The organism is Adhaeribacter radiodurans, from assembly GCF_014075995.1.
Taxonomy (GTDB): Bacteria; Bacteroidota; Bacteroidia; order Cytophagales; family Hymenobacteraceae; genus Adhaeribacter; species Adhaeribacter radiodurans.
On sequence record NZ_CP055153.1, the window covers coordinates 498,485 to 524,586 of the forward strand.

Annotated in this window: 26 protein-coding genes; 15 read left to right on the forward strand and 11 right to left on the reverse strand. The window is 39.7% G+C overall.

All coding sequences use genetic code 11. The annotated features are described in order from the left end of the window. Positions 1–22 precede the first annotated feature (22 nt). Positions 23–1,633: a SusD/RagB family nutrient-binding outer membrane lipoprotein gene (locus tag HUW48_RS02565; protein WP_182414182.1), complete on the forward strand. Its 1,611-nt coding sequence runs from the start codon at positions 23–25 to the stop codon at positions 1,631–1,633. Positions 1,634–1,764: 131 nt separating this feature from the next. Here HUW48_RS02565 and HUW48_RS02570 read toward each other — a convergent pair whose 3' ends face one another. The 5 genes from HUW48_RS02570 to HUW48_RS02590 form a co-directional block, all read right to left on the reverse strand. Beyond that, positions 1,765–2,586: an IS982 family transposase gene (locus HUW48_RS02570; RefSeq protein WP_182414183.1), complete on the reverse strand. Its 822-nt coding sequence runs from the start codon at positions 2,584–2,586 to the stop codon at positions 1,765–1,767. Positions 2,587–2,864: 278 nt separating this feature from the next. Continuing rightward, positions 2,865–3,446, reverse strand: coding sequence for a hypothetical protein (locus HUW48_RS02575; RefSeq protein ID WP_182414184.1), 582 nt, complete (start codon positions 3,444–3,446; stop codon positions 2,865–2,867). A 51-nt stretch (positions 3,447–3,497) separates the two neighbouring features. After that, positions 3,498–4,535, reverse strand: a complete 1,038-nt coding sequence (selD, locus tag HUW48_RS02580; RefSeq protein ID WP_182414185.1) for a selenide, water dikinase SelD — start codon at positions 4,533–4,535, stop codon at positions 3,498–3,500. Positions 4,536–4,960: 425 nt separating this feature from the next. Next, positions 4,961–6,004, reverse strand: a complete 1,044-nt coding sequence (gene mnmH, locus HUW48_RS02585; protein ID WP_182414186.1) for a tRNA 2-selenouridine(34) synthase MnmH — start codon at positions 6,002–6,004, stop codon at positions 4,961–4,963. 10 nt (positions 6,005–6,014) lie between these two features. Continuing rightward, the gene (locus HUW48_RS02590) at positions 6,015–6,728 is read right to left on the reverse strand and encodes a pyridoxine 5'-phosphate synthase (RefSeq protein WP_182414187.1); all 714 of its coding nucleotides are present in this window, start codon (positions 6,726–6,728) and stop codon (positions 6,015–6,017) included. A 249-nt stretch (positions 6,729–6,977) separates the two neighbouring features. On the opposite strand from HUW48_RS02590, the gene HUW48_RS02595 reads away from it, so the two are divergent. From HUW48_RS02595 to HUW48_RS02660, 14 genes are all read left to right on the forward strand, one after another. Continuing rightward, positions 6,978–7,439, forward strand: coding sequence for a GatB/YqeY domain-containing protein (locus HUW48_RS02595; protein ID WP_182414188.1), 462 nt, complete (start codon positions 6,978–6,980; stop codon positions 7,437–7,439). Positions 7,440–7,449: 10 nt separating this feature from the next. Continuing rightward, complete coding sequence (locus HUW48_RS02600; RefSeq protein WP_182414189.1) at positions 7,450–7,968, forward strand: CvpA family protein; 519 nt, start codon at positions 7,450–7,452, stop codon at positions 7,966–7,968. Between the two features lie 59 nt (positions 7,969–8,027). After that, entirely contained in the window at positions 8,028–8,591 is a 564-nt protein-coding gene (locus tag HUW48_RS02605) for an anthranilate synthase component II (RefSeq protein WP_317173750.1), read from the forward strand. Positions 8,592–8,630: 39 nt separating this feature from the next. After that, on the forward strand, positions 8,631–9,389 hold the full coding sequence (locus tag HUW48_RS02610; protein ID WP_182414191.1) for an alpha/beta fold hydrolase: 759 nt from the start codon (positions 8,631–8,633) through the stop codon (positions 9,387–9,389). A gap of 81 nt (positions 9,390–9,470) precedes the next feature. Next, the gene (locus HUW48_RS02615) at positions 9,471–10,136 is read left to right on the forward strand and encodes a CBS domain-containing protein (RefSeq protein ID WP_182414192.1); all 666 of its coding nucleotides are present in this window, start codon (positions 9,471–9,473) and stop codon (positions 10,134–10,136) included. A 9-nt stretch (positions 10,137–10,145) separates the two neighbouring features. Beyond that, a complete protein-coding gene (locus HUW48_RS02620; protein WP_182414193.1) occupies positions 10,146–11,591 on the forward strand; it encodes a BamA/TamA family outer membrane protein in 1,446 nt (481 codons plus the stop codon). A gap of 7 nt (positions 11,592–11,598) precedes the next feature. Then, entirely contained in the window at positions 11,599–12,480 is an 882-nt protein-coding gene (locus HUW48_RS02625; protein WP_182414194.1) for an NAD kinase, read from the forward strand. Between the two features lie 118 nt (positions 12,481–12,598). Continuing rightward, positions 12,599–13,627, forward strand: coding sequence for a DUF6089 family protein (locus HUW48_RS02630; protein ID WP_182414195.1), 1,029 nt, complete (start codon positions 12,599–12,601; stop codon positions 13,625–13,627). Positions 13,628–13,667: 40 nt separating this feature from the next. Further along, on the forward strand, positions 13,668–14,441 hold the full coding sequence (gene porG, locus HUW48_RS02635; protein WP_182414196.1) for a type IX secretion system protein PorG: 774 nt from the start codon (positions 13,668–13,670) through the stop codon (positions 14,439–14,441). A gap of 260 nt (positions 14,442–14,701) precedes the next feature. After that, on the forward strand, positions 14,702–15,457 hold the full coding sequence (locus HUW48_RS02640; RefSeq protein ID WP_182414197.1) for an isoprenyl transferase: 756 nt from the start codon (positions 14,702–14,704) through the stop codon (positions 15,455–15,457). After that, entirely contained in the window at positions 15,457–17,943 is a 2,487-nt protein-coding gene (gene bamA / locus HUW48_RS02645) for an outer membrane protein assembly factor BamA (RefSeq protein ID WP_182414198.1), read from the forward strand. Before HUW48_RS02640 ends, bamA begins: the two co-directional genes overlap by 1 nt. 131 nt (positions 17,944–18,074) lie before the next feature. After that, positions 18,075–18,779: an OmpH family outer membrane protein gene (locus tag HUW48_RS02650; protein ID WP_182414199.1), complete on the forward strand. Its 705-nt coding sequence runs from the start codon at positions 18,075–18,077 to the stop codon at positions 18,777–18,779. Between the two features lie 25 nt (positions 18,780–18,804). Continuing rightward, positions 18,805–19,452, forward strand: a complete 648-nt coding sequence (locus tag HUW48_RS02655; RefSeq protein WP_182414200.1) for an OmpH family outer membrane protein — start codon at positions 18,805–18,807, stop codon at positions 19,450–19,452. Positions 19,453–19,775: 323 nt separating this feature from the next. After that, a complete protein-coding gene (locus HUW48_RS02660; RefSeq protein ID WP_182414201.1) occupies positions 19,776–20,816 on the forward strand; it encodes an RluA family pseudouridine synthase in 1,041 nt (346 codons plus the stop codon). 60 nt (positions 20,817–20,876) lie between these two features. On the opposite strand, the gene HUW48_RS02665 is transcribed toward HUW48_RS02660, so the two are convergent. The 6 genes from HUW48_RS02665 to HUW48_RS02690 form a co-directional block, all read right to left on the reverse strand. Beyond that, positions 20,877–22,499: a tetratricopeptide repeat protein gene (locus HUW48_RS02665; protein WP_182414202.1), complete on the reverse strand. Its 1,623-nt coding sequence runs from the start codon at positions 22,497–22,499 to the stop codon at positions 20,877–20,879. A 47-nt stretch (positions 22,500–22,546) separates the two neighbouring features. Further along, the gene (locus HUW48_RS02670) at positions 22,547–23,503 is read right to left on the reverse strand and encodes a PstS family phosphate ABC transporter substrate-binding protein (protein ID WP_182414203.1); all 957 of its coding nucleotides are present in this window, start codon (positions 23,501–23,503) and stop codon (positions 22,547–22,549) included. Between the two features lie 149 nt (positions 23,504–23,652). Continuing rightward, positions 23,653–23,796, reverse strand: coding sequence for a hypothetical protein (locus HUW48_RS02675; protein WP_182414204.1), 144 nt, complete (start codon positions 23,794–23,796; stop codon positions 23,653–23,655). Positions 23,797–24,121: 325 nt separating this feature from the next. Further along, positions 24,122–24,934: an energy transducer TonB gene (locus HUW48_RS02680; RefSeq protein WP_182414205.1), complete on the reverse strand. Its 813-nt coding sequence runs from the start codon at positions 24,932–24,934 to the stop codon at positions 24,122–24,124. Between the two features lie 6 nt (positions 24,935–24,940). Further along, positions 24,941–25,468, reverse strand: a complete 528-nt coding sequence (locus tag HUW48_RS02685) for an ExbD/TolR family protein (protein WP_182414206.1) — start codon at positions 25,466–25,468, stop codon at positions 24,941–24,943. A gap of 12 nt (positions 25,469–25,480) precedes the next feature. After that, complete coding sequence (locus tag HUW48_RS02690; protein ID WP_182414207.1) at positions 25,481–26,086, reverse strand: ExbD/TolR family protein; 606 nt, start codon at positions 26,084–26,086, stop codon at positions 25,481–25,483. Between the last annotated feature and the right edge of the window lie 16 nt (positions 26,087–26,102).

Below are 26,102 nucleotides of genomic sequence, written 5' to 3' on the forward strand. Positions count from 1 at the left end.
GAACTAAAAAGTAAAAACAAAAATGAAATACATACATAAAATTATTTTAGGTACGATGGGGCTGGTAGTTCCCTTAGCCGGTTGTGATACGGATGAGTTGCATAATTTAAATGTGAACCCACAAGCCGTAAATCAAATTGATTTAAATTACCTTTTTACCGCTTCAGAGTTAGGTATTGCCTCTAACGGATCAGCCGGCGATAACCGGTTTATCGATTGGCGAACTAATATTGGGATGACTGCTTACGCTATTCAGCATTTAGCGAATGCAGGCGGCGGTATTGCCCCTGGTGATAAATATCAGGATAATTTCGAGACTGCTTCTGCGCCTTTTGAATTTACCTATAACGACCAGTTAAAAAATATTGCTGAAATTCTGAAGCAAACTGGCCCAGGCGGATTTGCCGAAGGTAAATATCAGAATATGCGTAACGCAGCTCGGATTGTCAGAGCATTTAGCTTTCACCGGTTAACTGACTTTTACGGTAATGTTCCGTACTTTGAAGCTAACCAGGGTATGGAAGGTATTTTCTTTCCCAAGTATGATAAGCAATCGGCTATTTACGCCGACTTATTGAAGGAGTTAGATGAAGCTTCTACCGCTCTAAGTGCTACTAATCCGGACGAAGGATTTGCTAAAGCTGATTTTATTTATGAAGGCGATGTTGCTAAATGGAAAAGATGGGGTAACTCTCTAATGCTCCGATTAGCCATGCGGATCTCAAACGTAGCACCTGAATTATCTAAGCAATACGTGACCAAAGCCGTAGCCGGTGGCGTGTTTACCAGTAACGCGGATAACGTTTGGGTAAAAATGGGAACCGGACCAAGCCAGTGGATAAACCAAAACGGTATTTCTCGGGCTTTTTATCCGGGCGATGGTGGGCAGCCTTCTTACTTGAGTAAAACTCTGGTAGATTTTCTAAAAGGTACTAACCAAAATTCAGTTGCCGATGATGATCCGCGGTTAATGATTTTGAGCGGGGGTATTGCTGATTGGTCAGCTGCTGAGTGGAAACCTATTAACACCGACCCACTAGCTCAAAAAGGTATGCCAAATGGTTTAGATCAGAGTGGATTGGATGCTTTAGAAGGCGGTCCGGTAGATCAGGCTAAAACCTATTCGCGTATTAACTTCTTAATGCTGCAATTAGATGATCCGTATATGATTATGAACTACGGTGAAGTAGAATTGCTGTTGGCCGAAGCGCTGGAAAGAGGAATTGGCTCTGGCATTACTGGAACAGCTGCGGAGCATTACAATGCTGGCGTAAAAGCTTCTATGCAAATGTATACTCCTTATGATGCTTCTTTAATCGTATCGGATGCTCAGGTTGCTACTTACCTCGCTGCCTATCCATATGGTTCAGCTAAAGGAGCTTTACCAATGATTTATGAGCAATTGTGGGTGAATAAATTCTTTAACTGGTGGGAAGCCTGGTCTGACTGGAGAAGAACCGAGTATCCGCAGTTAACTCCGGTTAATTATCAAGGTAATGTTACTAATGGTACTATTCCGGTACGTTTAAAATATCCATCTACGGAAGCGGCCGGTAATCAAAATTACGCTACTGGTGCAACCAAACCAGATACCTACACTACTAAAGTGTGGTGGGATGGCGGAACAGAATAAAGTGAAAAACTTACACTGTTTATAGTGCTAAAAAGCCCTTGAAGTAGTTCAAGGGCTTTTTTATTAAAGCTTATAATTGATAAAATATCTAATGAATCTGCCATATTCAAGTAATTAACTTAAGTTGCGAGCTATGAAACTACTAGGTTGAGGGTATAAGCGAAAATAAAGAGCATTATTTTGAGTATAAATCCTTGAGCAGTGACGGCATGAATCTTCTTAGGGAAGAAATTAGTGATACCGCTAAAGGTAGTTTCGATGCGTTTGCGATAATAGTTTTTCAAAAAAGCCTGATAGGGCTCATCTTTTCTTTTGCTGTTGGACTTGCGGCAGACTTGCAGCTGGACTTGTTCGCATTCGCTGAAAAGATCTTCCAGTTCATAGCAGGTGTAAGCACTATCGGCGTACAGGTGACTATGATCGGGCAGATCTACCGCCATGGCCTGAAAGGCCGTGATATCAGCAAAGGAGCCGGCGTGGATGTAAAACTCAACTGGTAGGCCTGCTTCGGTGGTAATAACTTGCACCTTAAAGCCATAAAAATAACGCCTTTTGCTCACGTTCTTACCGCGGTAAGCTGCTCCTTGTAAAAGGTGCGAGCGGGGAATACGAATATTGTCACAAACGGCTACCGGAAAAGAATCGATCAGATAGCGACTGCCGGTATTGAGTTGCTTGAGGCTTTGACTTAAAGCGGTGAACAAGGCTAACAGTTGCTGCTGCAGACTATGTAAGCGGCGGATAAAGCCGGATTTATCGATCATCTGTACGCCTTGGTGTTCTTGCATATAGGTACAGGCCGAATGCAAGTTTCCATAGAAGTAGCGGGCAGCTAGTAAAGCAGTGGTGAGTATTTCGGCATCCGAAATTTTACAATGACTATCTTCTTTTCGACCGATGGTACGAAAAAAATCGTCAATAAAGCAGTATATTGCTATGGTCTGTTCTTCCATGGCTTGTCCATTTTAAGTCTTTGCAAACTTTAAAACGTATTTAGCCTTGGTTAGAACAGACTTTTTTTACCCCCTTTTATATCTCGCAACTTGAGTTAATTAGTAAATTTGGAGAGGCAATAACAATTATCAAACACTATTAAGCAGAATAATTGATGAGCGGAGGGTTGGCTGATTACTTTCAGAACGATAGACTACATTTATCAAGGTATATCAAGGTTATTACTGTTTGTAATTGAGTCAAAATTAGATAGTTGGATAAACCTATTAAAAATAATTTACAGCCAGCAAATAATTTTGTTTTGGGTGCGAATTGAATTACTGGGTAAGAAACGGGTAAGTTGGTCTAATGAAAGTAGTAGGGAAGTAACTTTAATTTTATCGCCATTAATCATTTCAAAAGTTACGTATTCGTACTTGCTCCAAAAATATTGCTTCGACCGGCAACGGGTGTAAGTAGTATGAATAATCTTTTCCTTGGCGTAAAAATGCTTATGCGTCAGATTATAGATCTTAAAAGATTCGTTGCGTTTATCTACTTCAACCAGCAAATGCTGGCTTTGGCGCCAATACTGAATGTGCAGGAAAAAGCTCGGTAGCGAAAAGGATAATAGTAGCGTTGAGGCTATTACAAGAAATATTAATTCTAAAGGTAATAGGGTAGAGGTAATAAGGGCACTTAGCAAAGGGATTATCACCAGTAAACATAAGATAGACCAAAAAAGTAGGGAAAACTGCCGGTGAAAATCTAAGGTAAAGGTACTCTGTCGCCGCGAAAACAAACCAATAAAAAACCGGAGTGCATACAAACCTCCAACCAGTATTGCCAGGGTTTTTATTAGTTTTAAGTATAAAGCCATGTGGTTTTTAATTGAACCTGATTTTCGGAATTTTAGGAGAACCAGGTTTATTTATTCAACATTGATAACAGTGCCGGAGTCATCCGGAACGTGCAAGTAGCCGAATGATTTTAAATCTAAGCCGTAAGATTGGAAAACTGCTTGCACTTCCTCGCGGCTAGCCGGATCAACAGCCACTAATAAACCACCGCTAGTTTGCGGGTCGCAGAGAATGGCGCGCTGGTAATCGGTAAGCGCACTAATTTTATGACCGTAGCTGTCCCAGTTTCGCGTAGTGCCTCCTGGCACAGATTTTTGCGCCAGGTAATCATCCAATTGCGGTAAGCGGGGAACTTCCGAAAATTGAATGGTGGCTTGTAAGCCGCTGCCTTCACAAACTTCCGAAAGGTGGCCTAATAAACCAAAACCAGTTACATCGGTTAACGCTTTTACGCCGGGTAATTTACCTAATTCAGTTCCAATTATATTTAGCTGCATCATTTGAAGTGGGGCAGTGCTGGCGTGTTCGGGTTTCAAAATACCTTTCTTCTGAGCGGTGGTTAGTATTCCTACCCCAAGTGGTTTGGTTAAATACAATTCACAACCTGCAGTAGCGGTATTATTTTGTTTTAAATTTTCAATGTTTACTAATCCCGTTACTGCCAAACCAAAAATCGGTTCCGGACTATCAATACTATGACCACCCGCTAACGGAATGCCCGCTTCGTGGCAAATGGCGCGACTTCCATCAATAACGCGTTGGGCAACCTCAGCGGGTAAGGTATTTACTGACCAACCAAGCACGGCAATTGCCATTAAAGGCTTGCCACCCATCGCATAAACATCACTTATTGCATTGGCTGAAGCAATCTTTCCAAAATCAAAGGCATCGTCTACAATCGGCATAAAAAAATCGGTAGTACTAATAATGGCCGTACCATCCCCCAAAGCATACACCGCCGCATCGTCGCGGGAACTGTTTCCAACGAGCAGATTCTTATCCTCCGGAGCTTGAAAAGTAGTATGCAGGATTGTATCTAGTACCTTAGGTGCAATTTTGCAACCACACCCAGCACCATGACTGTATTGCGTTAATTTGATGTTTTGCATGTTATAGTAGTATGTAGCAAAAGAATCTGTTAAATTTTAATTCCTCACGAAGATAGCTCTTAAATATCCTTCTTAAAATTTATAAACAGAGTGTTTTTGTATACTTATACCTGATTGAATTATAAAAGCCGTACGATAATATTTTGTCTGTGGAGCCTTTTCAATTCTCCAAGCTACAGTGCGAATGTGGTTGGTTCAGCCAACTATGTTTGCTACGTGGCCGGCGGGCCTTGTTTGGCTCTCTCGCACTTGCTATCCTTCCTTTCTTAGACCTTGTCTGAGGAATGCTTGCAGCAGCAGGGGCTCCATAGCCAAACTGGTGTCAATAATTCTGGGCAGTAGGTTTTATCAAATAGATATATTAGAAATAGTAAATACGTCTTTTTTATTTCAGTTTGGCATTAAAATTCTGGACTAAATTAGATTTACTTTAGAATTTTAAGCTTTTGAACTACCTCCAAAATCTCTCTTGCATTGGCGGGAGGATCAAATTTTGGTAAGGCAACGGTTGTAATTTTGTCGGCTGGTTTAAGGTCAAGTTGGTAAGAATAGGCTTTGTCGTAATAGACCAATGCTATTTCCACCATTTTTTCCATGTCGCCGGTATCAATAGCCGTTAAAGCTTCTTTGTAGGCTAAACCTCCCAAACGTTTTTTAATACGTTCGATGGCTTGCTGCAATAATTCTTTATCGGCAGAACGATAATCAGCAGCAAGTTTTTGAATGCGGGCCATTTTAGGTATTTCCAGCTTAATAAGAGGCGCTTGCTGCATTTGGTTATAAAGCGATACCGGCAAATTAAGGCGTCCAACCACACTGTTTTCATCTTCCAGCCAGATACGATTAGCTGTTTGGAACCGAAGTAAATTTAGGCCCAATTCGTTTTCAAATTGTTCCACAGATGGCTGGCTTGGCTGGCCAATACCACCAAAAGCCGACCCACGATGGTGCGCTAATTTTTCCAGATCAATAATATTTTCCCCTAGTTTTTGAAGTTCTTGTAGGATCTCGGTTTTACCACTGCCTGTAAGGCCACCAATTACCATAAGAGGCATAGGTTGAGCAAAAGTGTGCTTTACTAATCGGCGGAAAGCTTTATAACCGTCGCGTAATAAGTTAACTTTAAAACCAGCTAAATCTAAAAGCCAGGCTACTCCGGCACTACGCATACCTCCCCGCCAGCAATGCAGCATTACTTCTTTACCAGGAGCTAATTTTTCGGCTTGGCGCACCATCTCCGACATTTTCGGTCCGAATAAATCTAGCCCAAGTAAAACAGCCTGGTCTTTGTTAATCTGTTTGTAAGTAGTGCCTACTTGTTTTCTTTCCTCGTCGGTAAATAAAGGCAAACTCTGGGCGGCAGGTATGTGGCCTTCGTTAAATTCTTTCGGAGCCCGTACATCGAGTACCGGTATGTTATGCTCAGTAGCGTAATTTAAAAAAGCATCTATGTCGAGGGATTGAATCAAAGGGAATTAATTAAGAAAGCTGACGTAAATAAAGTTGTATGGTATTCTCCAATCCAAAATACAAGGCATCGCAAATAAGCGCATGACCAATAGATACCTCTAGCAAACCCGGAAGATTTTGTTTCAGGTACTTTAAATTATCTAAATCTAAATCATGGCCTGCATTAATTCCCAATCCTAACGCAACAGCCCGTTCGGCTGCTTTTACATAAGGAGCAATAGCTTGTTCCCGGTTTTGGTGATAATGACTGGCGTAAGCTTCGGTGTATAGTTCAATGCGGTCAGTTCCTGTTTTAGCTGCACCTTCTACCATTTCTACTATGGGATCTACAAAAATCGAAACCCGGGTACCTATACTTTTTAAATCGGATATAACTTCCTGTAAATAGCTTTGGTGCTGAATGGTATCCCAGCCAGCATTAGAGGTAATGGCATCGGGGGCATCGGGAACTAAGGTAACTTGTTCGGGTTTTACTTTTTTTACTAATTCCAGAAAACCAAGTGTAGGATTACCTTCAATATTAAACTCTGTGGTTACTACTTCTTTTAAATCTAATACATCTTGGTAACGGATATGGCGCTCATCGGGGCGGGGGTGTACCGTAATGCCTTGCGCACCAAAACGTTCGCAGTCTAAAGCGCTTTGTACTAGGTTAGGCCTGTTCCCCCCACGAGCATTCCGAAGGGTGGCAATTTTATTTATATTTACGCTTAATTTAGTCATTTTTAGCTGTTAGATATTCAGTGTTAGACATTGGACTTAGCAATAGACCTGGTTGTTGCGATATTAATTTTAAATATACCTCTCCGCTTTTGGCGGTACACTAGCAGGTGTTACCGAATCACTTCGGCTAAATACAAATTTATTTCTTAATTTTAACCCTGCAGAATCATTAATTGACAAAAATGCATTTCATTGTTTTGTCTTTATTCAAATATCTGTAATCATCCGAAAAACTAAAAATCTGACACTATGAGTTTAAAAGAAAAGATTGAAGGCGATATCAAGAAAGCCATGTTGGCTAAAGATAAAGTGCGGTTAGAAGCCTTACGCAGCATAAAATCGCAGATATTGTTAGCAGAAACAGAAAAAGGCGCTTCCGAAAATTTATCTACCGATGCTGAATTGAAGTTATTGACCAAAGCGGCAAAACAACGTCGCGAATCGGCTGAAATATTTGCAAAGCAAAACCGGTCGGATTTAGAGCAGGTAGAATTAGCACAGTTAGCTGTAATTGAACAGTATTTACCCGCTCAACTCGACGAAGGTGATTTGCGGGCGCGGTTAGTAGAGATTATTCAGCGCGTAGGGGCTACCGGACCTTCGGACTTGGGTAAAGTAATGGGAGTAGCAGCACGGGAACTTAGTGGTCAAGCCGATGGTAAAGCCATTTCAGCGGCGGTAAGTCAGTTATTAAATAATACCAACGCTTAATTTTTTAAGGTTGTCTGCTTTTGATTTGTTTTTGCTGGCACCTATTGCCTATGGTGCTTTTAGTGGGTTCCGGAAAGGATTGCTGCTCGAAGTTATTTCGTTAGTAGCCTGGTTTATTGGGCTAATCTTCGGGCTGCAATTTTTAAATGCCACTATTCCGGTAATGCGAGAATTTATTGGCGAAGCGTACGGCTTGTTACCATTTATTACTTTTTTAGTTGTTTTTATTCTGATTATTCTGGCAGTGCGACTAGCGGGGATAATAGCTAAAAAAATAGTTCATCTTACCCCACTGGGTATGTTCGATAACTTAGCGGGTGGCGTTTTAGGCGGACTAAAATGGTGCTTTGGGGTAAGTTTGTTTTTATACGTTTTAAATCTGGCAGATATAAAAATTGCAGAGGAGGCTATAAAGAAGTCGGAGGTTTACCCATTTGTTGTAAAATCTACCCCATATGCCCTGGAGGTGCTGGGTTTTTTTCTGCCTTATGTTAAATATTTATTGAGCACTTTAAAAGGCTTATTTTAAGTGAATAACGTTGTTACCGCATTAAGTAAAAGATAATTATTTTCTAAGGTTTGATTTTGTTGTTGGATTCTTTTGATTCGTTTACGTATAATTTGCTGGATTATTTTGGGCAATTAGGTGTATCGGCGCAGGTAATCCGGAACGATGTACCTTTAGCCGATATTCAACAATTAAACTTTAATGCAATAGTTTTATCGCCGGGGCCGGGTAAGCCGCGTGAGGCGGGTGTTTTAATGCAGGTAATAGAACATTATCATGCTAAATTACCTATGTTAGGAATATGTCTGGGACACCAAGCTTTAGGCGAATTTTTCGGGGCTACTTTGGTAAAAGGCAGTAAACCCATGCACGGTAAAGTTTCGGAAATAACGTGTGTACCCGATTCAATTTTTGAAGGGTTGCCGCAAACTATGCCGGTAGTACGTTACCACTCGCTGGTATTACAAGAACCCGGGCCGCACATGGTGCCACTGGCTTACACAAATAAGGGCGAGCTGATGGCATTCCGGCACAAAACATTACCTTTATATGCACTGCAGTTTCACCCGGAGGCAGCTTTAACCACCTACGGTTTGGATATCCTGCGTAATTGGGTTACTATTGCGGATATTGAAATTAAATAACAGGCTACCTGCGGCCTCAAATGAGAATTACCGGAAACAATGGATTTGGAAATCAAAGAAGAAGGAGATTTTAAGTACATCGACGAAGGCAAGGGCGAAATTTTACTGCTGTTGCATGGCTTATTTGGCGCATTAAGTAACTGGAGTGGCGTTATAAATGCTTTTTCGCCGCATTACCGGATCATTATTCCTTTAATGCCAATTTACGAGATGCCATTGCGCGAAGCCGGTGTGCCAGGCCTGACTGCTTTTATTGAGAAATTTGTGAAATTAAAACAACTTGATAACTTTACCTTACTAGGAAATTCCCTGGGCGGGCATATTGCTTTGGTGTATACCCTAAACAATATTTCGCGCGTAAAACGGTTAGTACTAACGGGTAGTTCGGGGTTGTTTGAAGATTCGATGGGAAGTACTTTCCCGAAGCGAGGGAATTACGGGTATATAAAAGAACGTGTAGAATTTACTTTTTACGACCCTAATACCGCTACTCAAGAATTAGTAGATGAGGTGTTCTCGATTACAAATAGTAATTCTAAAGTTCTCCGGATTATTGCTATGGCTAAATCGGCCCAGCGCCATAATATGACCAAAGATATAACCCGGATAACGGTTCCTACGTGTTTAATATGGGGCTTAAACGATACTATTACACCGCCGCATGTAGCACACGAGTTTAATCGACTGATAAAGAACTCGGAATTACATTTTGTAGATAAATGCTCGCATGCTCCTATGATGGAGCAGCCAGAAGTTTTTAATAATTACCTGCATAATTTTTTGGAAAGAAATCCTTAATAGGTGCACAATACGTATGTAAACTAATTAGTAACTTTTTTCTGTTACAGGTATATAAACAGAAAACCAGGAATTACGCACATGATTGCAGAAGAGCTTATAAACCAAATGATTCCACCCTTGAAGCTGTCGGATACGCCGGCTAAGGCCGTACGCTGGATGGAAGAATTCCGGGTGAACCAACTCCCGGTGGTGAAGCTACGTCAATTTCTGGGCCTTATTACCGAAGAAGATATTCTGGAGTCTAAAGTAGCGCACGAATCGTTGCAAACAGTACCGTTTGGTTACGAAGACGTATTTGTGATGCACAACCAGCATTTCTATAATGTAATGGAAACAGCTATTAAAAATAAAATTCAGGTAGTGCCGGTACTCGATGAGCAACATGAATTTTTAGGAGTTATTACCGTTAACGATACTATTTCGGCTTTTGGTCAAATGTCGGCTATGCAGGGACAAGGCGGAATACTGGTATTGAGTATGAACGAGCGCGATTATTCGCTTACTGAAATTAGTCGTTTAGTAGAAACGAATAATGCCAAAATTCTAAGTGCTTATGTATCGCCGGATGAGCTGGATCCGTTTAGAATCCGGTTAACGCTTAAAATAAATACCGGCGACTTAAAACGTATTATTGCCACTTTCGAGCGCTTTAATTACCGCATTACCGCCCAATACCAGGATGTTGCCGAAGAAAAAAACGATCAGGATCGTTTAGACTTGCTCCTGAAGTATATTAATATCTAAATTTTCTTTGTGCGGCGGGTTCCGTTATTTCTTCTTTTACTTTTCTTTCTTCAGCTTTCTGTTGCCGCGCAAACTACCGTTAGCCCGGCAAATGGTTTTATTATCGATTCCGCGCAAAATATTCTGGGTTGCCCCACCGATTCTGGGCAAATACAGATTGGTAGCATTCAATTTGAAGGTAATAAAACTACTCAGGAAAAGATTCTGCAGGCCGAACTCGATTTAAAAGCAGGTGACCTAATCAATGCGACTGATTTACGAAAGCGCCTGGCAGCTAATCAACTTAGGCTTTATAACTTACAGCTCTTTCATTGGGTACGTTATATTGCTTTATGCGAAAACGGGAAGTTGAATCTTATTTTTACCTTACAGGAGCGCTGGTATATTTGGCCGGTTCCTATTTTCTCGCTTGCCGATCGTAATTTTAATGCCTGGCTTTACCACCATGATTGGCGCCGGATTGATTATGGGGTACACTTGCTGGTTAGAAATTTCAGGGGTTTAAACGAAACGCTCCGGATGAATGTGCAGCATGGGTATAATCGCAAATACGAGTTGTTTTACATTAAACCCAGGGTGAGTCACTCTAAAATAGGTGCTACTTTTGGTGTCTCGCTTTATCGCAGTCATGCCTTAGATTACACCACCCAGTTTAACCAACCAATTACCTTAAGGCAGGACGATAAATTTCCCATTCAACGGGTTTATGTTTCATCGGGCTTACTTTACCGCCCCAATGTGCAGCAGCAAACTACGCTTTCATTGGCCTATAATTGGCAACAAATCTCAGATGAAGCATTCAACCTAAATTCATCTTATTATTTAGGCTGGCAAAAACGGCAATTCGCGGAAATCAACCTGGTGCATACCCGTAATTATCGTAACACTTTTTCGTATCCCTTGATGGGGAGCTTTTTTCAGGTGGCTTTTGCGCAACGTTTATATGGTAATAAAAGTGGTAATGCCAGTACCTCCCTTAGAGTTAGGTACAGCCGGTATATACCCTTAACCCGAAATCTTTTTTACAGCATGGGTCTGGATGGTAAAAGTACCCTGAGCCGCCGGTTAGCTTTTGCCGATAACCAGAGCTTAGGATTTGGTTCGGTGGTAGTGCGGGGTTACCAATTGTATGTGGTAGGAGGGCAACAGTATGGGCTGTTTAAACAAGGCTTATCGCGCAACCTTTTGCCGCAACGCGAGGTGGTTCTTGATTTTATTAAAAGCCCAAAGTTTAATCGTATTCCGCTGGCAATCTATGTAAATGCGTTTACCGATGCCGGTTACGCCCGCGATGAATATTACGCGGCCGAAAATAGTTTTGCCAATCGCTTGCTAATGTCGGCAGGAATTGGGTTGCACCTTGTTACGTATTACGATAAAGTTGTTACTTTGGAGTATACTTTAACTAAAACCGGGCAAACGGGTTTTTTTGTTACTACCGGCATTCCATTTTAAATTTTGCATGAAAATAGCCATTCTCGGGAAGCCTTTTAAAGAAGCGCTGTTGCCCTATATTCAGGAACTTTTTAATGATTTAGCCGAGCGGCAAACCGAAATCATTATTGTAGAGTATTTTAAAATATACTTGCAAAATCACATCCATTTACCGGTAAATGTGAATACTTTTCGGCGGGGCGATCCGTTAGAAGGTGTAGAGTTCGTGTTAAGTATTGGCGGCGATGGCACTCTGCTAGATACTATTACGTATGTGGGGGCAAAGCAAATTCCCATTTTAGGCATAAATACCGGGCGGTTAGGTTTCCTGGCAAACGTACCATTTAACCAAACAGCTTCGGCCATTGAGGCTTTGTATAAAGGTGAGTATATTATAGAAGAACGATCTTTGATTCGGGCGGAAACCGATCAGGATATTTTTGACGGCGTTAATTTTGGCCTGAATGAGTTCTCTATTTTAAAAACCGATACTTCTACCATGATTGTAGTACATACTTACATTGATGGTGAATATCTGAATTCTTATTGGGCCGATGGATTGATTGTGGCTACCCCAACCGGTTCAACTGGATATTCGTTAAGTTGCGGCGGACCGGTAGTTTTGCCTCAAACTAACAATTTTGTTATTTCACCCGTATGTCCACATAATCTAAATGTGCGGCCCTTGATAGTATCCGATAAGAGTGTTTTATCGTTTGAAATTGAGGGACGTAGCAATAATTTTTTGGTTTCGCTCGATTCTCGTTCCAAGCCCGTAGATGCATCCATTAAAATTGCGGTAAAACGAGAAAACTTTAATGCCAGATTGGTTAAAATAGCAGATACGAATTTCTTAACTACCTTACGAACTAAGTTGAACTGGGGCTTCGATAAGCGAAACGATTTGTAAAGAAGAAGGTGTTAGCTTAAAAATATTTTTAAATCTATATTTAATTTCTAATTTTGAGCAGCTTAGGTATTATTAGCAAACGCTCGCTGCAACTAATATACCTGCGAAGGAAGTGAAAATGAAAAATATTTGCGCCACGGTTGTAATTCTTATTGGTTTTTTATCGTTCACGATTGATACTGCTCATGGTCAGAGTTGGCTTAAAAAAAGGCGCTATAGAAAAATAGGTACGGATATTCGTGTTTCCGACGCTTACGGAAAGCCTTGGCAAAAGTCAAGCCGCTATGGTATTATTGGTCTGAATTTAAATGCCATGAATTATCTGGGAGAAACCGCTCCGGATGCAAATGTTACCAGTCTGCGTTTACTTTCTACCCGTTTAAATATTGGTGCGACTTACACGTATAAGTTCACCCCTCGTATTTCGGCTCGGGGAAGCCTTTCGTGGGGCCGCATTTACGGCGACGATAAAAAAAGCGCTTCCGAAAATGAAGAAGACAACATTCCACGGTTCGAGCGTAATTTGAACTTCCGGAATAATATTTTAGAGTTAAATGGCGTCGCTATTTTTGAATTATTTCAAAACAGCTTTCCTTATCGTCGTCGGCCTAATTTTATGCCCTACGGTTTTATCGGTATAGGCGTTTTCAAACATAATCCAAAAGCTTATTTTGATGGTGAAGGCATGAAAGCTGGTTTCTATGAATTACAACCTCTAGGTACCGAAGGGCAGTACGCCGAAGACCGGGACAGTAAAGGGTACCCTAAGCCTTATAAATTAATTCAGTTAGCTATTCCAGTGGGTTTTGGCGTTAAGTATAAAATTGATGCTAACGTAGATATAGGTTTTGAAATTTGCTGGCGTAAAACTTTTACTGATTATATAGACGATATTAGTACCAATTACGCGGATAAAGGAGATTTAACGGCGGCAAAAGGCCAAACCGCTGCTTTATTATCTGATAGAAGCGCTGATTCGGGCTTTACTCCGGTTTTAACCGATAATTATGGCTATAAACACATTAGCGGCTTTGGTTTAAAAGGAGATCAACGTGGCGATGTAACCGATAAAGACTGGTATATTACTACTGGAATTGCCTTGTATTATATAATTCCTCATCCTATTAAATGTCCTAAACCTAGGTAGTATAATGAGGTAATTCTACATTACTTTTTTAATTTATTACATGTTCAATCTAAGTGTACGCACTACACTCCTTATAAGCCTATGGTTAGTAAGGAGTCTTTTTTTTGCCAATGAATTACATGCCCAAAATACCAGTGAAATTGGCGGAGGTATCGGTGGATTAGTTTATAAAGGCGAAGTTGCCCCTAATTACCGTTTTCAAAATAATCGACCGGGAGTTGTTTTGTTTTATAAAAAAGATATTTCCAAGCCAGTTACTTTAAAGGCGCACCTAATGGCCGGTATGCTCCGCGCGCAGGATAAAGATGCAGAACTCCCCGTAAATACTTTTCGGCAAGCAAATTTTAAAACTAATTTAGTAGAGCTGTCGGCGGGATTGGAATATAATTTTCTGGATTATTATAATCAGAAGCGCCGTACACGTTGGACTCCATATTACTTTATCAGCTTTGCTGCTGCACGTTTTAGCAATAAAGTAGTTTTAGAAGATAAATATACCAAGCCAACGGAAAGTGCTACGGTGCTTTCTATTCCTACGGGTATTGGTTTTAAATATGCGCTTTCGTATAACTGGAATTTAGGCTTAGAGGTGGGCGCCCGTAAAATCATAGCTAAAAACGGCGACCATTTAGATTACCTGCAAAAAAAAGATTACCCAGAACTGCCTTACCAAGAACTTCTGCTTACCGACCCTTACGATAATGACTGGTACTTTTATAATGGTATTAGTATTTCCTATACTTTTTATAAGCTCCTTTGCCCACCGGCTACTAAGTCTAAAGCAGTAAAGCATAAAAAATTATTTTTTAATTAGGCAACCATTTCCACATCCTGTTCATCTAATAAAGGCAGGCCAGAAACCCTTAGGCTTTATAATAAATATATTGGGCCTTCTGGTAAGTATTTGTTTAACTTTTTGCTTAAATCAGAGCCTTGCCAGAACTATTATTCTGAAAATCAAATACTTTGAAGTGCGTAGCTCAGTGTCAAATTCAGAAGGAAATTATTGTTTATTGCAGATTCATAACGCATAATTGCCAGGGTTTTTGTAACTTGCGCGGAAATTTGGGTTGAATGAGTCTTCAGGAAAAAATTGATTTAAACAATTTACCAAAACACGTTGCCGTTATTATGGATGGCAATGGGCGTTGGGCAAAACAAAAGGGGGGAGCTCGCATATTCGGGCACCAAAATGCTATTTCCGCGGTGCGGGATACGGTTGAAGGATCAGCGGAGTTGGGAATTCCTTATTTAACGCTCTATGCTTTTTCCACTGAAAACTGGTCTCGTCCGCAATACGAAGTAAACGCATTAATGGAATTACTGGTTTCGACTATCCGGAAAGAAACCGCTACTTTAAATAAAAATAATATTCGGTTACAAACCATAGGAGATACTGATAGCTTACCAAAAAATTGCCGTCGGGAACTGCTGGAAGCAATGGAGTTAACCGCAGAGAATACCCGTATGACTTTAAATGTAGCTTTAAGTTACAGTGGCCGTTGGGATTTAACGCAAGCCTTTCGGCAAATTAGTGCATTGGTAGCGGCTGGTGAACTTCAACCAGAAGAGATTAATGAACAAATTATTGCTGACCATGTAGCGACGGCTGGCATTCCCGATCCGGAATTACTTATTAGAACCAGCGGCGAAATGCGGATTAGTAATTTTTTGCTTTGGCAATTGGCCTATACCGAAATTTACATAACTAACTTACTTTGGCCTGATTTCCGCAAACAGCACTTATACGAAGCCATATTGTCTTATCAAAGCCGGGAACGCCGCTTTGGTAAAACCAGTGAACAATTAACTAATAAAAGTATTACTTAATGATTAAATATTTCTGGTTGTTTTTGTTTGTTTTATTAACAACCGCTGCATCCGCTCAAGTAAATATAGGAACCCAGGGTACCAACGTAGAGTTGGACTATAATAATCCCAAAGAATATCGTATTGGTGCGGTAACGGTAAGTGGAGCCAAGTTTTTAGATCCCAATACCCTTATTTCTATCACTGGTTTACGGGTAGGCGACCGAATAAAGCTCCCTGGCGAAGATTTGAGCAAAGCTATTCACAAATTATGGGATCAGGGAATTTTAGGTAACGTAGAAGTATCTATTACTAAAATAGAAGGGGATCAAGTGTTTTTAGACTTTTTCCTAACCGAACGTCCACGTTTATCCCGGTTCGATTTTTCAGGTATTAAAAAAGGGCAAGCCGATGCTTTACGCGATAAAATAAAATTGATCCGCGGCAAAGTAGTAACAGACGCTTTGCTAAGTACTACCAAAAATACGGTTCGCAATTATTTTGTCGAAAAAGGTTATATGAACGCTAAAGTAAATGTGTTCCAAAAGCCTGATTCCGTATTGCCGAACAGTGTTGTTTTAAATATTGCGGTGGATAAGGGCAATAAAGTAAGAATAGAAGAAATTGCTTTCGAGGGCAACGAAGCTATTTCGGATAAAAAATTACGCCGCAAAATGAAGAAAACCAAAGAAAAGCGGCCTTATAAACTATTCACATCTTCTAAATTTAACCGTGCTTTATACGAAACCGATAAAACCAGTGTGATTGACTATTACAATTCACAAGGTTTCCGGGATGCAACTATTGTATCCGATTCGGTTTACATGCGGCCTAATGGTAAGTTAGCTATTCAAATTAAAGTAGACGAAGGCAATAAGTACTTTTACCGCAACATTTCCTGGACGGGTAATTATATTTATGATGCCAAGCAATTAGGTAGTGTACTCGGTATAAAAAAAGGCGATGTTTATAATAAAGAAGAATTAAACAAACGCTTACAATACAATCCGAATGGTAGCGACGTGTCATCGTTGTACATGGATGATGGTTATTTGTTTTTCCAGATTGATCCGGTAGAGGTATTAGTGGAAGGCGATTCCATTGATATTGAAATGCGCGTGAGAGAAGGCGCCCAAGCCCGAATTAAAGAAGTTACCGTATCTGGTAATACTAAAACCAGCGATCACGTAATTTTACGCGAATTGTACACTATTCCAGGCCAGAAATTTAGTCGTTCAGACTTGATTCGGTCTCAGCGCGAAATTGCTACTTTAGGTTATTTTGACCCGGAACAAATTGGCATGAACCCCATTCCTAATCAAGAAGAAGGTACTGTAGATATTAAATACACGGTAACCGAGAAGCCTAGTGACCAAATTACTTTATCTGGTGGTTGGGGCGGTCCTTATGGTATTGTGGGTACCGTTGGTTTAGTATTAAATAACTTTTCGCTTAAAAAAGCCGGCGATCCACGTAATTGGCGTCCTATACCGGGGGGCGATGGACAGCGTTTAGCCTTGAATATTCAGGCTAATGGCTTGCGCTATCAATCATACTCTTTATCTTTTACCGAGCCATGGTTAGGCGGTCGTAAACGGAACTCCTTTAGTGTGGGTATAAACCGGACCGTATCGCGCACCATTAGTAACGGCGAAGAGTTACAAGGTATCCGCATTAATGGCGGTTCGGTGAGTTTAGGCCGTCGGTTAAGCTGGCCGGATAATTACTTTAGTTTGTCTCACTCACTTTCATATAATCAGTACATAACAAAAAACTATCCTATTTTTGGTGCTAATTATCAATCGGGTACATTAAATAGTATCTCCTTTATTAATACTTTATCTCGGAGCAGCATAGATCAGCTAACTTTCCCAAGATCTGGGTCAACGTTGAGCTTAAGCTTAAATCTAACGCCTCCTTATTCGTTGTTTGATGAAAACCGGGATGCGATGAAGTGGATTGAATTTAACAAATGGATGTTGGATGCATCTTTCTTCACTTCATTAACGCGTAAAGGTAAATTAGTACTTAACACTCGCGCTCACTTTGGATTCTTAGGTAGCTACCGTAAGGACCAGGCAGTAGGCCCCGTTGAACGTTTCAAACTGGGTGGTTCTGGTTTAGGTGGCGGTAACATTTTGGTAGGAACCGAATATATTGGCTTGCGGGGCTACGAAGATGAATCTGTTAGCCCATCTAGCCAAGGAGGGGTTGCATACAATAAATTTGTTACCGAATTACGTTATTTAGTATCTCCTAATCCGCAAGCAACGGTTTATGTGTTAGGATTTGCCGAGGCAGGTAATAATTTTGGTTCGATTCAACAATATAGTCCATTTAAATTGTACCGTTCGGCTGGTATAGGTGCCCGTATTTTTATGGCTGCTTTCGGTTTATTGGGCTTTGATTATGGTTGGGGCTTTGATAAAGTACCGGCCGCGACTAATGTGCCTGCAACCAAACCGGGAGGTATGTTCCACTTTATTATTGGTCAGCAAATTAGATAAGCTATTCAGGACAAAATATTTGTGGCACGAAATTTTAATAGCTTTATGTGTGTTTACAAGATACAAACGGTACTTAATTAAGTTTAATCTGACGAGAAAGTATAAGGGAAAAGAATCTAATTAATTATAGAATGAAAAAATATTGGTTTTTTGTTATCTTACTCCTGCTTTTAACTAATGCTTCTTTTGCTCAGAAGTTTGGTTATGTAGATTCGGAGTTTATCTTAAGTAAAATGCCTGCTTATAAGTCGGCACAGCAAGAGATTGATAAACTATCTGCCAACTGGCAGAAAGATATTGAAGGAATGTATCAAAACATTGATAAGATGTACAAAGCTTATCAAGCCGAAGAAGTTTTGTTAACCGAGGAAATGAAGAAGAAGCGGCAAAACGAAATTGTAGAAAAAGAAAAAGAAGTTAAGGAATACCAGAAAAAAATATTTGGCTTTGAAGGTACTGTATTTAAAAAGCGCCAGGAGTTAATTAAACCCGTGCAGGATGAGGTATACGATGCTATTGAAAAAGTAGCTAAAAAACGTCAATTGCAAATTATTTTTGATAAATCCGGCGAATTAGTTATGTTGTACACTAATCCAGTTCATGATTATACCGAATATGTGCTCGAGGAACTAGGTTTAGCTTCTCCAGAAAAAAATACAGCTGGAGCTCGGCCCAATACTTCGAACGTAGACACTCCAGGTAGCCAAGTTCAATCGCAGGATGGCGATGACGTTGGTGCTTCTGATGAGAATGCTACGACCCAAAAACAAGCTCCGGCAGCTCGTAAAACTACCGGTACCAAAGCCCCAGCTAAAACCCAACCAAAGAAAAAGTAAAAAGTAAACCAATTAATTGATTAAAATGAACAAAGTAAAAATTATTGTTGCTACTGCTCTATTGTTTGTAACTGTGCAGTTAACATCTTTAGCTCAAACAACTGCTTCTACTCCTAAAATCGGCTATACAAACGTTGATTATGTATTAAGCCTAATGCCAGAGAGCAAACAAATCGAGTCAGATTTAAAAACATATAGTACCCAATTAGAAACCCAATTGCAAAGTAAAGTAAAGGAATTTGAATCTAAAGGAGAAACCTATCAAAAAGGCGCCGCTACTATGACGGACGTTATCCGGAAGGATAAAGAAAAGGAGCTTATGAATTTGCGTTCATCTATTGAAGAATTTCAACGCAATGCCGAACTTTCTTTACAGAAAAAGCAACAAGCTTTATTAGAGCCTGCTTACAAGAAAATGCAGAAAGCTATTGATGATGTAGCAAAGAGTAATGGCTATACTTATGTATTTAATTCTGATGCAGGTGCAGGTACTGCGGCTATTTTATTGCACGCTCCCGAAGATGGTAATATTTCTGATTTAGTTTTAAAGCAAATGGGTATTACTCCTCCTGCTAAAGGTGCCCCAGCTCCGGCCGTACAAGCTCCGGCAGCAAGTAATACTTCTCCCGCTGGAAAAATAACTACTCCAGCTACTACCAAGAAGAACAAATAAGATTAAAATTAACTTTTAGAAAGCCGGTGTAGCTATACACCGGCTTTTTTATTTTTAGCCTTTTGTAAATTAATCCAAGTACAAGATTACGAATAGCTATTTATTTTAAATGATAGTATAAACCCAGCTCTAAGTTTATAGAAGCACAACAATTAAGTAAGGAGGCAACTTAAATGATAGATGATAAGTTGGAGGAAAAGCTCCTCTCCTAAGTTTAGGATGGTAGGGTGGTTGTTTTACTATTGATACTGCGCGTGAAAATGAATATTTATTTTGTCCAGGTACTTATTTTAGAATACAATTAGTAATTAATTACTGCCGCAATGTTGCAAGAAAATCAGTTATACGAAGAGAACTTAGCCGAATCAGATGATTTATATGAGCACGTCCGTATTGTAGTTGATAAAGGGCAGGCTTTACTACGATTAGATAAATTTCTGATGGATCGGTTGCCCAATGTAACGCGCAATAAGTTACAAAATGCCATTCGTTCTGAGTCTATTCGGGTGAATAACGAACCGGCTAAGGTAAGTTATAAAGTTAAACCAAATGACATTATTACGGTAACTTTACCAGACCCTCCCCGCGATACAGATATTGTTCCTGAAAATATTCCTTTAAACATTATTTATGAAGATGATGATCTTCTTTTAGTAAATAAGGAAGCAGGCATGGTAGTACATCCGGCTTATAGTAACTGGACGGGTACTTTAGTAAATGCGCTCACCTACCATTTGCAAAATCTGCCAACAGGCCGCAATGGTGAAGGTAGGCCAGGTTTAGTTCATCGCATTGATAAAGATACTTCAGGGTTACTCGTTATTGCTAAAACGGAGTATGCTATGAGTTATTTGGCTCGTCAGTTTTTTGACCACTCTATTGAGCGCACGTATTATGCTTTAATTTGGGGAGTGCCTAAAGAATCTAAAGGAACCATTAGGGGCCATATTGGACGCAGCTTAAAGGATCGAAAAATCATGGCTGTTTATCCCGATGGTGAGCAAGGTAAATCAGCCATTACCCATTATAAAGTATTACAATCTTTTGAATACGTAACCTTAGTTAAATGTAATTTAGAAACGGGCCGCACACATCAAATTCGAGCTCATTTTAGATTTATTGGGCATCCGTTATTTGGTGATCCTACTTACGGCGGGGATAAACAAGTATACGGTCAAAAGACAGGCTCATTAAAAGCATTTATAGAAAATACGTTAGATTTAATGCCACGTCAGGCGCTACATGCCAAATCACTCGGATTTCGTCATCCTACCACTAAACAACAAATGCAGTTTGATTCAGATTTACCTGAAGATTTTAAAATTGTTTTAGACAGATGGCAAAAACTTATAGATTCCAAATAGAAAAGCCTGCTCTAAGAATCAGAGCAGGCTTTTCTGTAATTTAAGAGTTATTAAATGAACTTACTTTCTTTTAGATGCAGTTGGCCTTTTTTGAGCTACTTCAATATTTTTTAAGGCAGTTTCTACATCCTTGTTAGTTGGATCTAAACGTTTGGCTTCGTTCCAGTAAGTTTTGGCAGTAGCGTAATCCTTTGCTTTATAAGCCTGGAAGCCTAAATAATAATTAGCCACAAATAAGCCTTGTTTATTGGAAGCTGCCTTAGTCGGATCTTGGTTAGCAACTTTAATGTATTGCTCATAAGCATCTTTTGCAGCACCAGTTTGGGCTTTATCTTTGCTTTCAGCTACTTGAGCCCGACGTAAGTAAGCAGTTGCATACTCTGGTCTGGCCTGAATTATACCAGCATAAAGTGAGTCAGCAGAGTCAAATTGGCCAGCCGCCAAGTATACGTCAGCTAATTTAAAATTATCTACTAAGCTTGGTTTCGCTTTAACTTTGTTTTTATACATCGCTATAGCTTTGTCATATTGCTTAGCTTTTACATAAGCCGCTGCTGCTTCGTTTTGCACATCTAAGTTTTCTGGATCCATGGCTAAAGCTTTTTCCAGGTTGGCAGTTGCTTCTTCTGTTTTACCAGTATCAGCTAACATACGACCATAATAAGCATAATCAGAAGCTATTATTTTGGTTGGGTCAGCTTGAGCTATTTGAAAGTATTTTTCCATAACCTGTAAGGCTTCCGGAGTTTTATCGGTCTTGTACAGCGAGTAAGCTAATAAACGGTTCATTACTAAATTATTAGGGTCTTGCTGCAAAACTTGTTGCGCTTCAGCTAATGTACCCTGATAATCTTCTGTTAAGAACAAGAAAGAGGCATACTTGATTTGTGTATCAATCGAGTTTTCAGCCATTGAGCGATATTTTTTAAAATTCTCAACAGCTTTATCGTATTTACCTACAAAGTAGTTCATTTCACCTAAATCGCGGTAGGCAGGGGCATAGTTTGGATTAAGAGCGATAACTTTCTCGAAAGCTGCCTGAGCTTCGTTATAGTTCTTAGAGCGAACATATAACTGACCTTTTTTCAGGTAAGCTTTAGCGTTATTTGGATCAATTTGAATAGCTCTGTCGTAAGCAGTCATTGCCTCGCCACCACCATTGGGGTTCTTCAAATGGATATCACCTAAAATGATATGAGCCTCTGCATCGTTATTTTTAGTAATTTTATTGGCTTCGTTCATATAACCAAGAGCCTTAGTTATATCTTTTACATCAGAATCAGCGTAGGCTTGACCAATTAGTTTAAAAATGTTTGCGTCTTTACCTTTTGTCCGCTTAATAGCTGCATCAAACTGACGTTCTGCCTCAGCAGTATTGCCTTTCATTAAAGCAACTTTGCCTAAACCCACCATACTTCTGGCAGATTTGTCGTCTTTTGCCAGTGCTTGGGTGAATATGGTATTGGCAGAGTCAACTTTTCCCTCTTTTAGGTATAAATCTCCTAAGTTATAACTTACTTCGTCATTCGGGTTTGATGTATTTAGGCGTAGCAGGGCTGCTTTTGCTTCTTTATAACGTTCTACTTCTACTAAACGCTGTACATCTTGCACACTTTGCGCAAACCCAGCCGATGTAATAAAAGAAGCAGAAATCGCCAGAATATACTTCCAGTTTTTGATCATGGTTTAAAAGGTTTAATAATTAAAAGATTGGTAGTTGGTTTAATTTTTTATTCTTTAATAGATATTATACGTACCGGCACACTGGCAGGTACTAGACCCGATTTCAGTATTATACGCTGGCCTTTATCACCAGCTACGAATGATGCAAAACCTGTGCCAAGCCCTGCCCGTGCTTCTCGGCTCACAATATAAACATTTCGACGCAAAGGATAACTTTTTTGTGCCAAATATCCTTGAAACGGTTGAACGAAGGCTTCGGTTACTTCTTTGTCTGGATTATTACTTACCGCTGCTACTTTTATCTTACGTAAAAATCCGATGGAGGTGCTATCATCAAAATCGCTAATCCAATTAACACCTATTACGCCTAAGGCATTGGGGTTTTGAGCTACATAATCTACCAGAGCCTTATTCGTTTTTGCCGCAAATATTTTTTTAGGTAATGGTTGTTTGTTAATAACGGAATCCGTAATGTAACGTGCTGTACTTGAGCCAGCATTATCAAATACAATGGTAATATCTGATAATTTGGAACTAGGATTAAGTTGTCGCCAAGAAGTTACTTTACCACTGAAAATAGTACGCACTTCTTCCATCGTAAAGGTAGTATCGGGGTTGCTGGGATGCGTAATAAGGGCAACTCCATCTACAGCAATTTTAGTTATGCGAGGTATTATTTTTTGTTGCTCAAAAACTTTCTTTTCATCGTCTGTTAAAGGCCGTGAAATTACAATCAGGCGAGCGCTATCCTGTAGTAAATCCTTTACTGTTTCCGCTTCTGATTTGTAAGAAGCATTTACCTTTGCATACTTATAAAACTTCTGAAAAGCATAAACATGCGAATCGATAATAGGAGCAAAGGCCTCATCTACGCTAATTTTTATGGTTCCGGAAGTGGGCGTATCTTCTATTTTACCTTCGCGGTTACAGGCAAATATTCCGGCCACTAACATCGGCAATATTAGTAATCGCCAATAAAATTTAAAAGATAAGGAGCTTTTCATTTCTTTTATAAAACAGATTGGTTAAAGCGTCATTATTGCAGAATTAAATACCTTACAAACTTATTATTTTAGCTATAATGTTTAGTTCTATTATTCTGCAGAGGCGTTTTATTATATTTTCAATTAAGGTGTATTCCTATGTTTTACGTTTAATTATCTTCATCCGAGTAATCTTGCGGCTTATTCTTTTTATACGACCGATAGAAGCGCAAGGCTCCATACGCTATTAACATAACTCCTAAAATAATTTTATATTTATCGGGTAAAGTAAGCTGATTATCGTCAGAAAACATGATAAACAAACCTAGTGCTGGGTATAGCAAGCACATAAATAAAGTAAAATACCTCAATGCTTTATTTGGGCTACGGCTAGATCGATTTGAATTAGGGAGCATAGTATTAATTAGTAAATTCTAGACGTTATATAAAAGCCTATTCTTTCATTAATGTTATAATTTGTATAACGTAAAATATTATAAAATTATATCATTGAAAATTGTTAATATACTTAACGCAGATAATTTTAAATGGTAAAAAGATTGAACCTTTATTTAATAGAATAAAAAAACTCTGATTTCCATAAAGGAAACCAGAGTTTTTTTTATAAACAATTTGTAATTACTGTAATTTAAAGCGAACAGGTAATGTATAACGAACATTTACCGGCCGACCATTTTGCTTACCTGGAGACCAGTTTGGCATTGATTTAATTACGCGAACCGCTTCTTCGTCGGTACCGCCACCTAAAGATTTTACTACCTGAATATCAGAAATAGCACCTTCTTTATTTACTACGAACTGTAGAATTACGTTACCTTCTAAGCCGTTCCGAGAAGCTACAGCGGGGTATCTAATGTTTTTACCTAAGTATTTGTACATTGCTTCGATACCGCCGGGGAAGGTTGGGTTCTGTTCTACGAAGGTAAAGATTTGTTCTTCCACAACTTCACCTACTTCAGAAGGTGCCTCAACTTCGGTCAGTACTTCTTGGTTCGTATTACCTTCTACAGTTTTTGTAGAGATAACTACATCTTCCAATTCTTTCTGATCCGGAATTTCTTCCTCTTCCCGTACCTCCTCATCTTTCTTAATAACCGGAGGGGTAAATTTTACCGTAGAAACCACGGGTGGTGGCGGTGGCGGCAAATCTGGTGGGGGTGGAGGTGGTTTATTTTCTAATGAAGGTGGTTCAGCGAGCTCTACTACTTTCTCTATTTTCACTACTTTATTTGTCTCATCGTCGCCACCAATTAATTTAGCAATTAAAGGAGCACTTATAAACAAGATAAAAATAGCAATAGCAATAAAAGTAGCAATGGTAACGTGCTTATTATAAATCTTCCGAAGGAAAAAGGCTCCGTAGGACTTATTGCGGTACTCGAAAACAATGTCATCGAGCGACGCGGTTGAATAATTTAGTTGTTGTTCCATTTTCTACTATAATTTAGCTTTTGCGTCAGCAATTAATTTCGTATCCCGGGGATCCACATCTACAATTGCATACTTCCGGATGCCAGTAATGTTCATTTCATCCAGCATATCCACCATATTCTTATACCGCGACTTATCCGTTTGCTTAAGTAGTACGGTTAAGTTCGGATTAGACCGGCGATCTAATAAGATTTTCCGGAGGCCATTAGCTGAATAATCGGTTAACTGCACACCAGGTTCGGTAGGATTATCCGGTAAACCAGCGTACCAGAAAAGCTGATCTTTTTCATCTGCAATTAAGGTAAGTGCATTTGAAGCTTTCAATGCTTGCTGTTCTTCTGGTTTTACGTCTTTAACCGGCATGTTAATTTCCATCGTCTGCGGTTTGGCGAAGGTAGTAGTCAAAATAAAGAACGTTAATAAAAGGAAGCCAAGGTCCACCATCGGGGTCATATCAATCCGGGTAGATTGTTTCTTGGATCTTTTCTTACCGCCTTTCCCGCCTCCGCCGCCTTTCTCTTGTATTTCTGCCATTTCTGTTTGTGCTTAGAGGTTTCTAGGTTTTACTTCCATATCGGTGATCAGATTGAAACGGTTTACCTTTCTATCTTGTAGAGTTTTAATAACTCCTTTAATAGCAGGTACAGACGCATCATTATCACCTTTAATTGCAATCTTTACTTTCGGGTTGGAGTAACGGGTTTGCATTATCCAGTCGCCTAATTGATTATTCACAGAATCAAAAGGAACACCTGGCTGTCTGGCTCTTTTCCGTTCTTCCGGACTCAGGTTAAGTAAAGATTTAAGTTGTTCAATTGGCACGCCAAAACTCTCCATTGTTGCGAATTGCTGTTTCTCCGCAGGAGTGAAGTTTAGTTTGTATTTAGCTGCCATTTTATCTAATAATTCCTGTCTGGTTTTTTGGCCGCCTACTGCGTAAAAAGCTCGTCCGGTTTTATCTACGGTAATCGTAATAATATCCGATTCCGGTAGTTTAATGTCCGAGGTAGATGACGGAGTATCTACGACCACTACTTCTTCAGGTGCAAATTTAGAAATCAGCATGAAGAAGGTAACCAGCAAGAAGGCCAAGTCTACCATGGGCGTCATGTCCAGGGTAGGTCGGGCTCTATGAGGTTTTACTTTAGGCATATTATTTTAAATACTA

Excerpts from the sequence above, each read along its gene's own strand:
- HUW48_RS02565 (WP_182414182.1), top strand. The coding sequence starts at position 23 with ATGAAATACATACATAAAATTATTTTAGGTACGATGGGGCTGGTAGTT.
- HUW48_RS02570 (WP_182414183.1), bottom strand. The coding sequence starts at position 2,586 with ATGGAAGAACAGACCATAGCAATATACTGCTTTATTGACGATTTTTTT.
- HUW48_RS02575 (WP_182414184.1), bottom strand. The coding sequence starts at position 3,446 with ATGGCTTTATACTTAAAACTAATAAAAACCCTGGCAATACTGGTTGGA.
- selD (WP_182414185.1), bottom strand. The coding sequence starts at position 4,535 with ATGCAAAACATCAAATTAACGCAATACAGTCATGGTGCTGGGTGTGGT.
- HUW48_RS02590 (WP_182414187.1), bottom strand. The coding sequence starts at position 6,728 with ATGACTAAATTAAGCGTAAATATAAATAAAATTGCCACCCTTCGGAAT.
- HUW48_RS02595 (WP_182414188.1), top strand. The coding sequence starts at position 6,978 with ATGAGTTTAAAAGAAAAGATTGAAGGCGATATCAAGAAAGCCATGTTG.
- HUW48_RS02610 (WP_182414191.1), top strand. The coding sequence starts at position 8,631 with ATGGATTTGGAAATCAAAGAAGAAGGAGATTTTAAGTACATCGACGAA.
- HUW48_RS02615 (WP_182414192.1), top strand. The coding sequence starts at position 9,471 with ATGATTGCAGAAGAGCTTATAAACCAAATGATTCCACCCTTGAAGCTG.
- HUW48_RS02625 (WP_182414194.1), top strand. The coding sequence starts at position 11,599 with ATGAAAATAGCCATTCTCGGGAAGCCTTTTAAAGAAGCGCTGTTGCCC.
- HUW48_RS02630 (WP_182414195.1), top strand. The coding sequence starts at position 12,599 with ATGAAAAATATTTGCGCCACGGTTGTAATTCTTATTGGTTTTTTATCG.
- porG (WP_182414196.1), top strand. The coding sequence starts at position 13,668 with ATGTTCAATCTAAGTGTACGCACTACACTCCTTATAAGCCTATGGTTA.
- HUW48_RS02640 (WP_182414197.1), top strand. The coding sequence starts at position 14,702 with ATGAGTCTTCAGGAAAAAATTGATTTAAACAATTTACCAAAACACGTT.
- bamA (WP_182414198.1), top strand. The coding sequence starts at position 15,457 with ATGATTAAATATTTCTGGTTGTTTTTGTTTGTTTTATTAACAACCGCT.
- HUW48_RS02650 (WP_182414199.1), top strand. The coding sequence starts at position 18,075 with ATGAAAAAATATTGGTTTTTTGTTATCTTACTCCTGCTTTTAACTAAT.
- HUW48_RS02655 (WP_182414200.1), top strand. The coding sequence starts at position 18,805 with ATGAACAAAGTAAAAATTATTGTTGCTACTGCTCTATTGTTTGTAACT.
- HUW48_RS02660 (WP_182414201.1), top strand. The coding sequence starts at position 19,776 with ATGTTGCAAGAAAATCAGTTATACGAAGAGAACTTAGCCGAATCAGAT.
- HUW48_RS02665 (WP_182414202.1), bottom strand. The coding sequence starts at position 22,499 with ATGATCAAAAACTGGAAGTATATTCTGGCGATTTCTGCTTCTTTTATT.
- HUW48_RS02670 (WP_182414203.1), bottom strand. The coding sequence starts at position 23,503 with ATGAAAAGCTCCTTATCTTTTAAATTTTATTGGCGATTACTAATATTG.
- HUW48_RS02675 (WP_182414204.1), bottom strand. The coding sequence starts at position 23,796 with ATGTTTTCTGACGATAATCAGCTTACTTTACCCGATAAATATAAAATT.
- HUW48_RS02680 (WP_182414205.1), bottom strand. The coding sequence starts at position 24,934 with ATGGAACAACAACTAAATTATTCAACCGCGTCGCTCGATGACATTGTT.
- HUW48_RS02685 (WP_182414206.1), bottom strand. The coding sequence starts at position 25,468 with ATGGCAGAAATACAAGAGAAAGGCGGCGGAGGCGGGAAAGGCGGTAAG.
- HUW48_RS02690 (WP_182414207.1), bottom strand. The coding sequence starts at position 26,086 with ATGCCTAAAGTAAAACCTCATAGAGCCCGACCTACCCTGGACATGACG.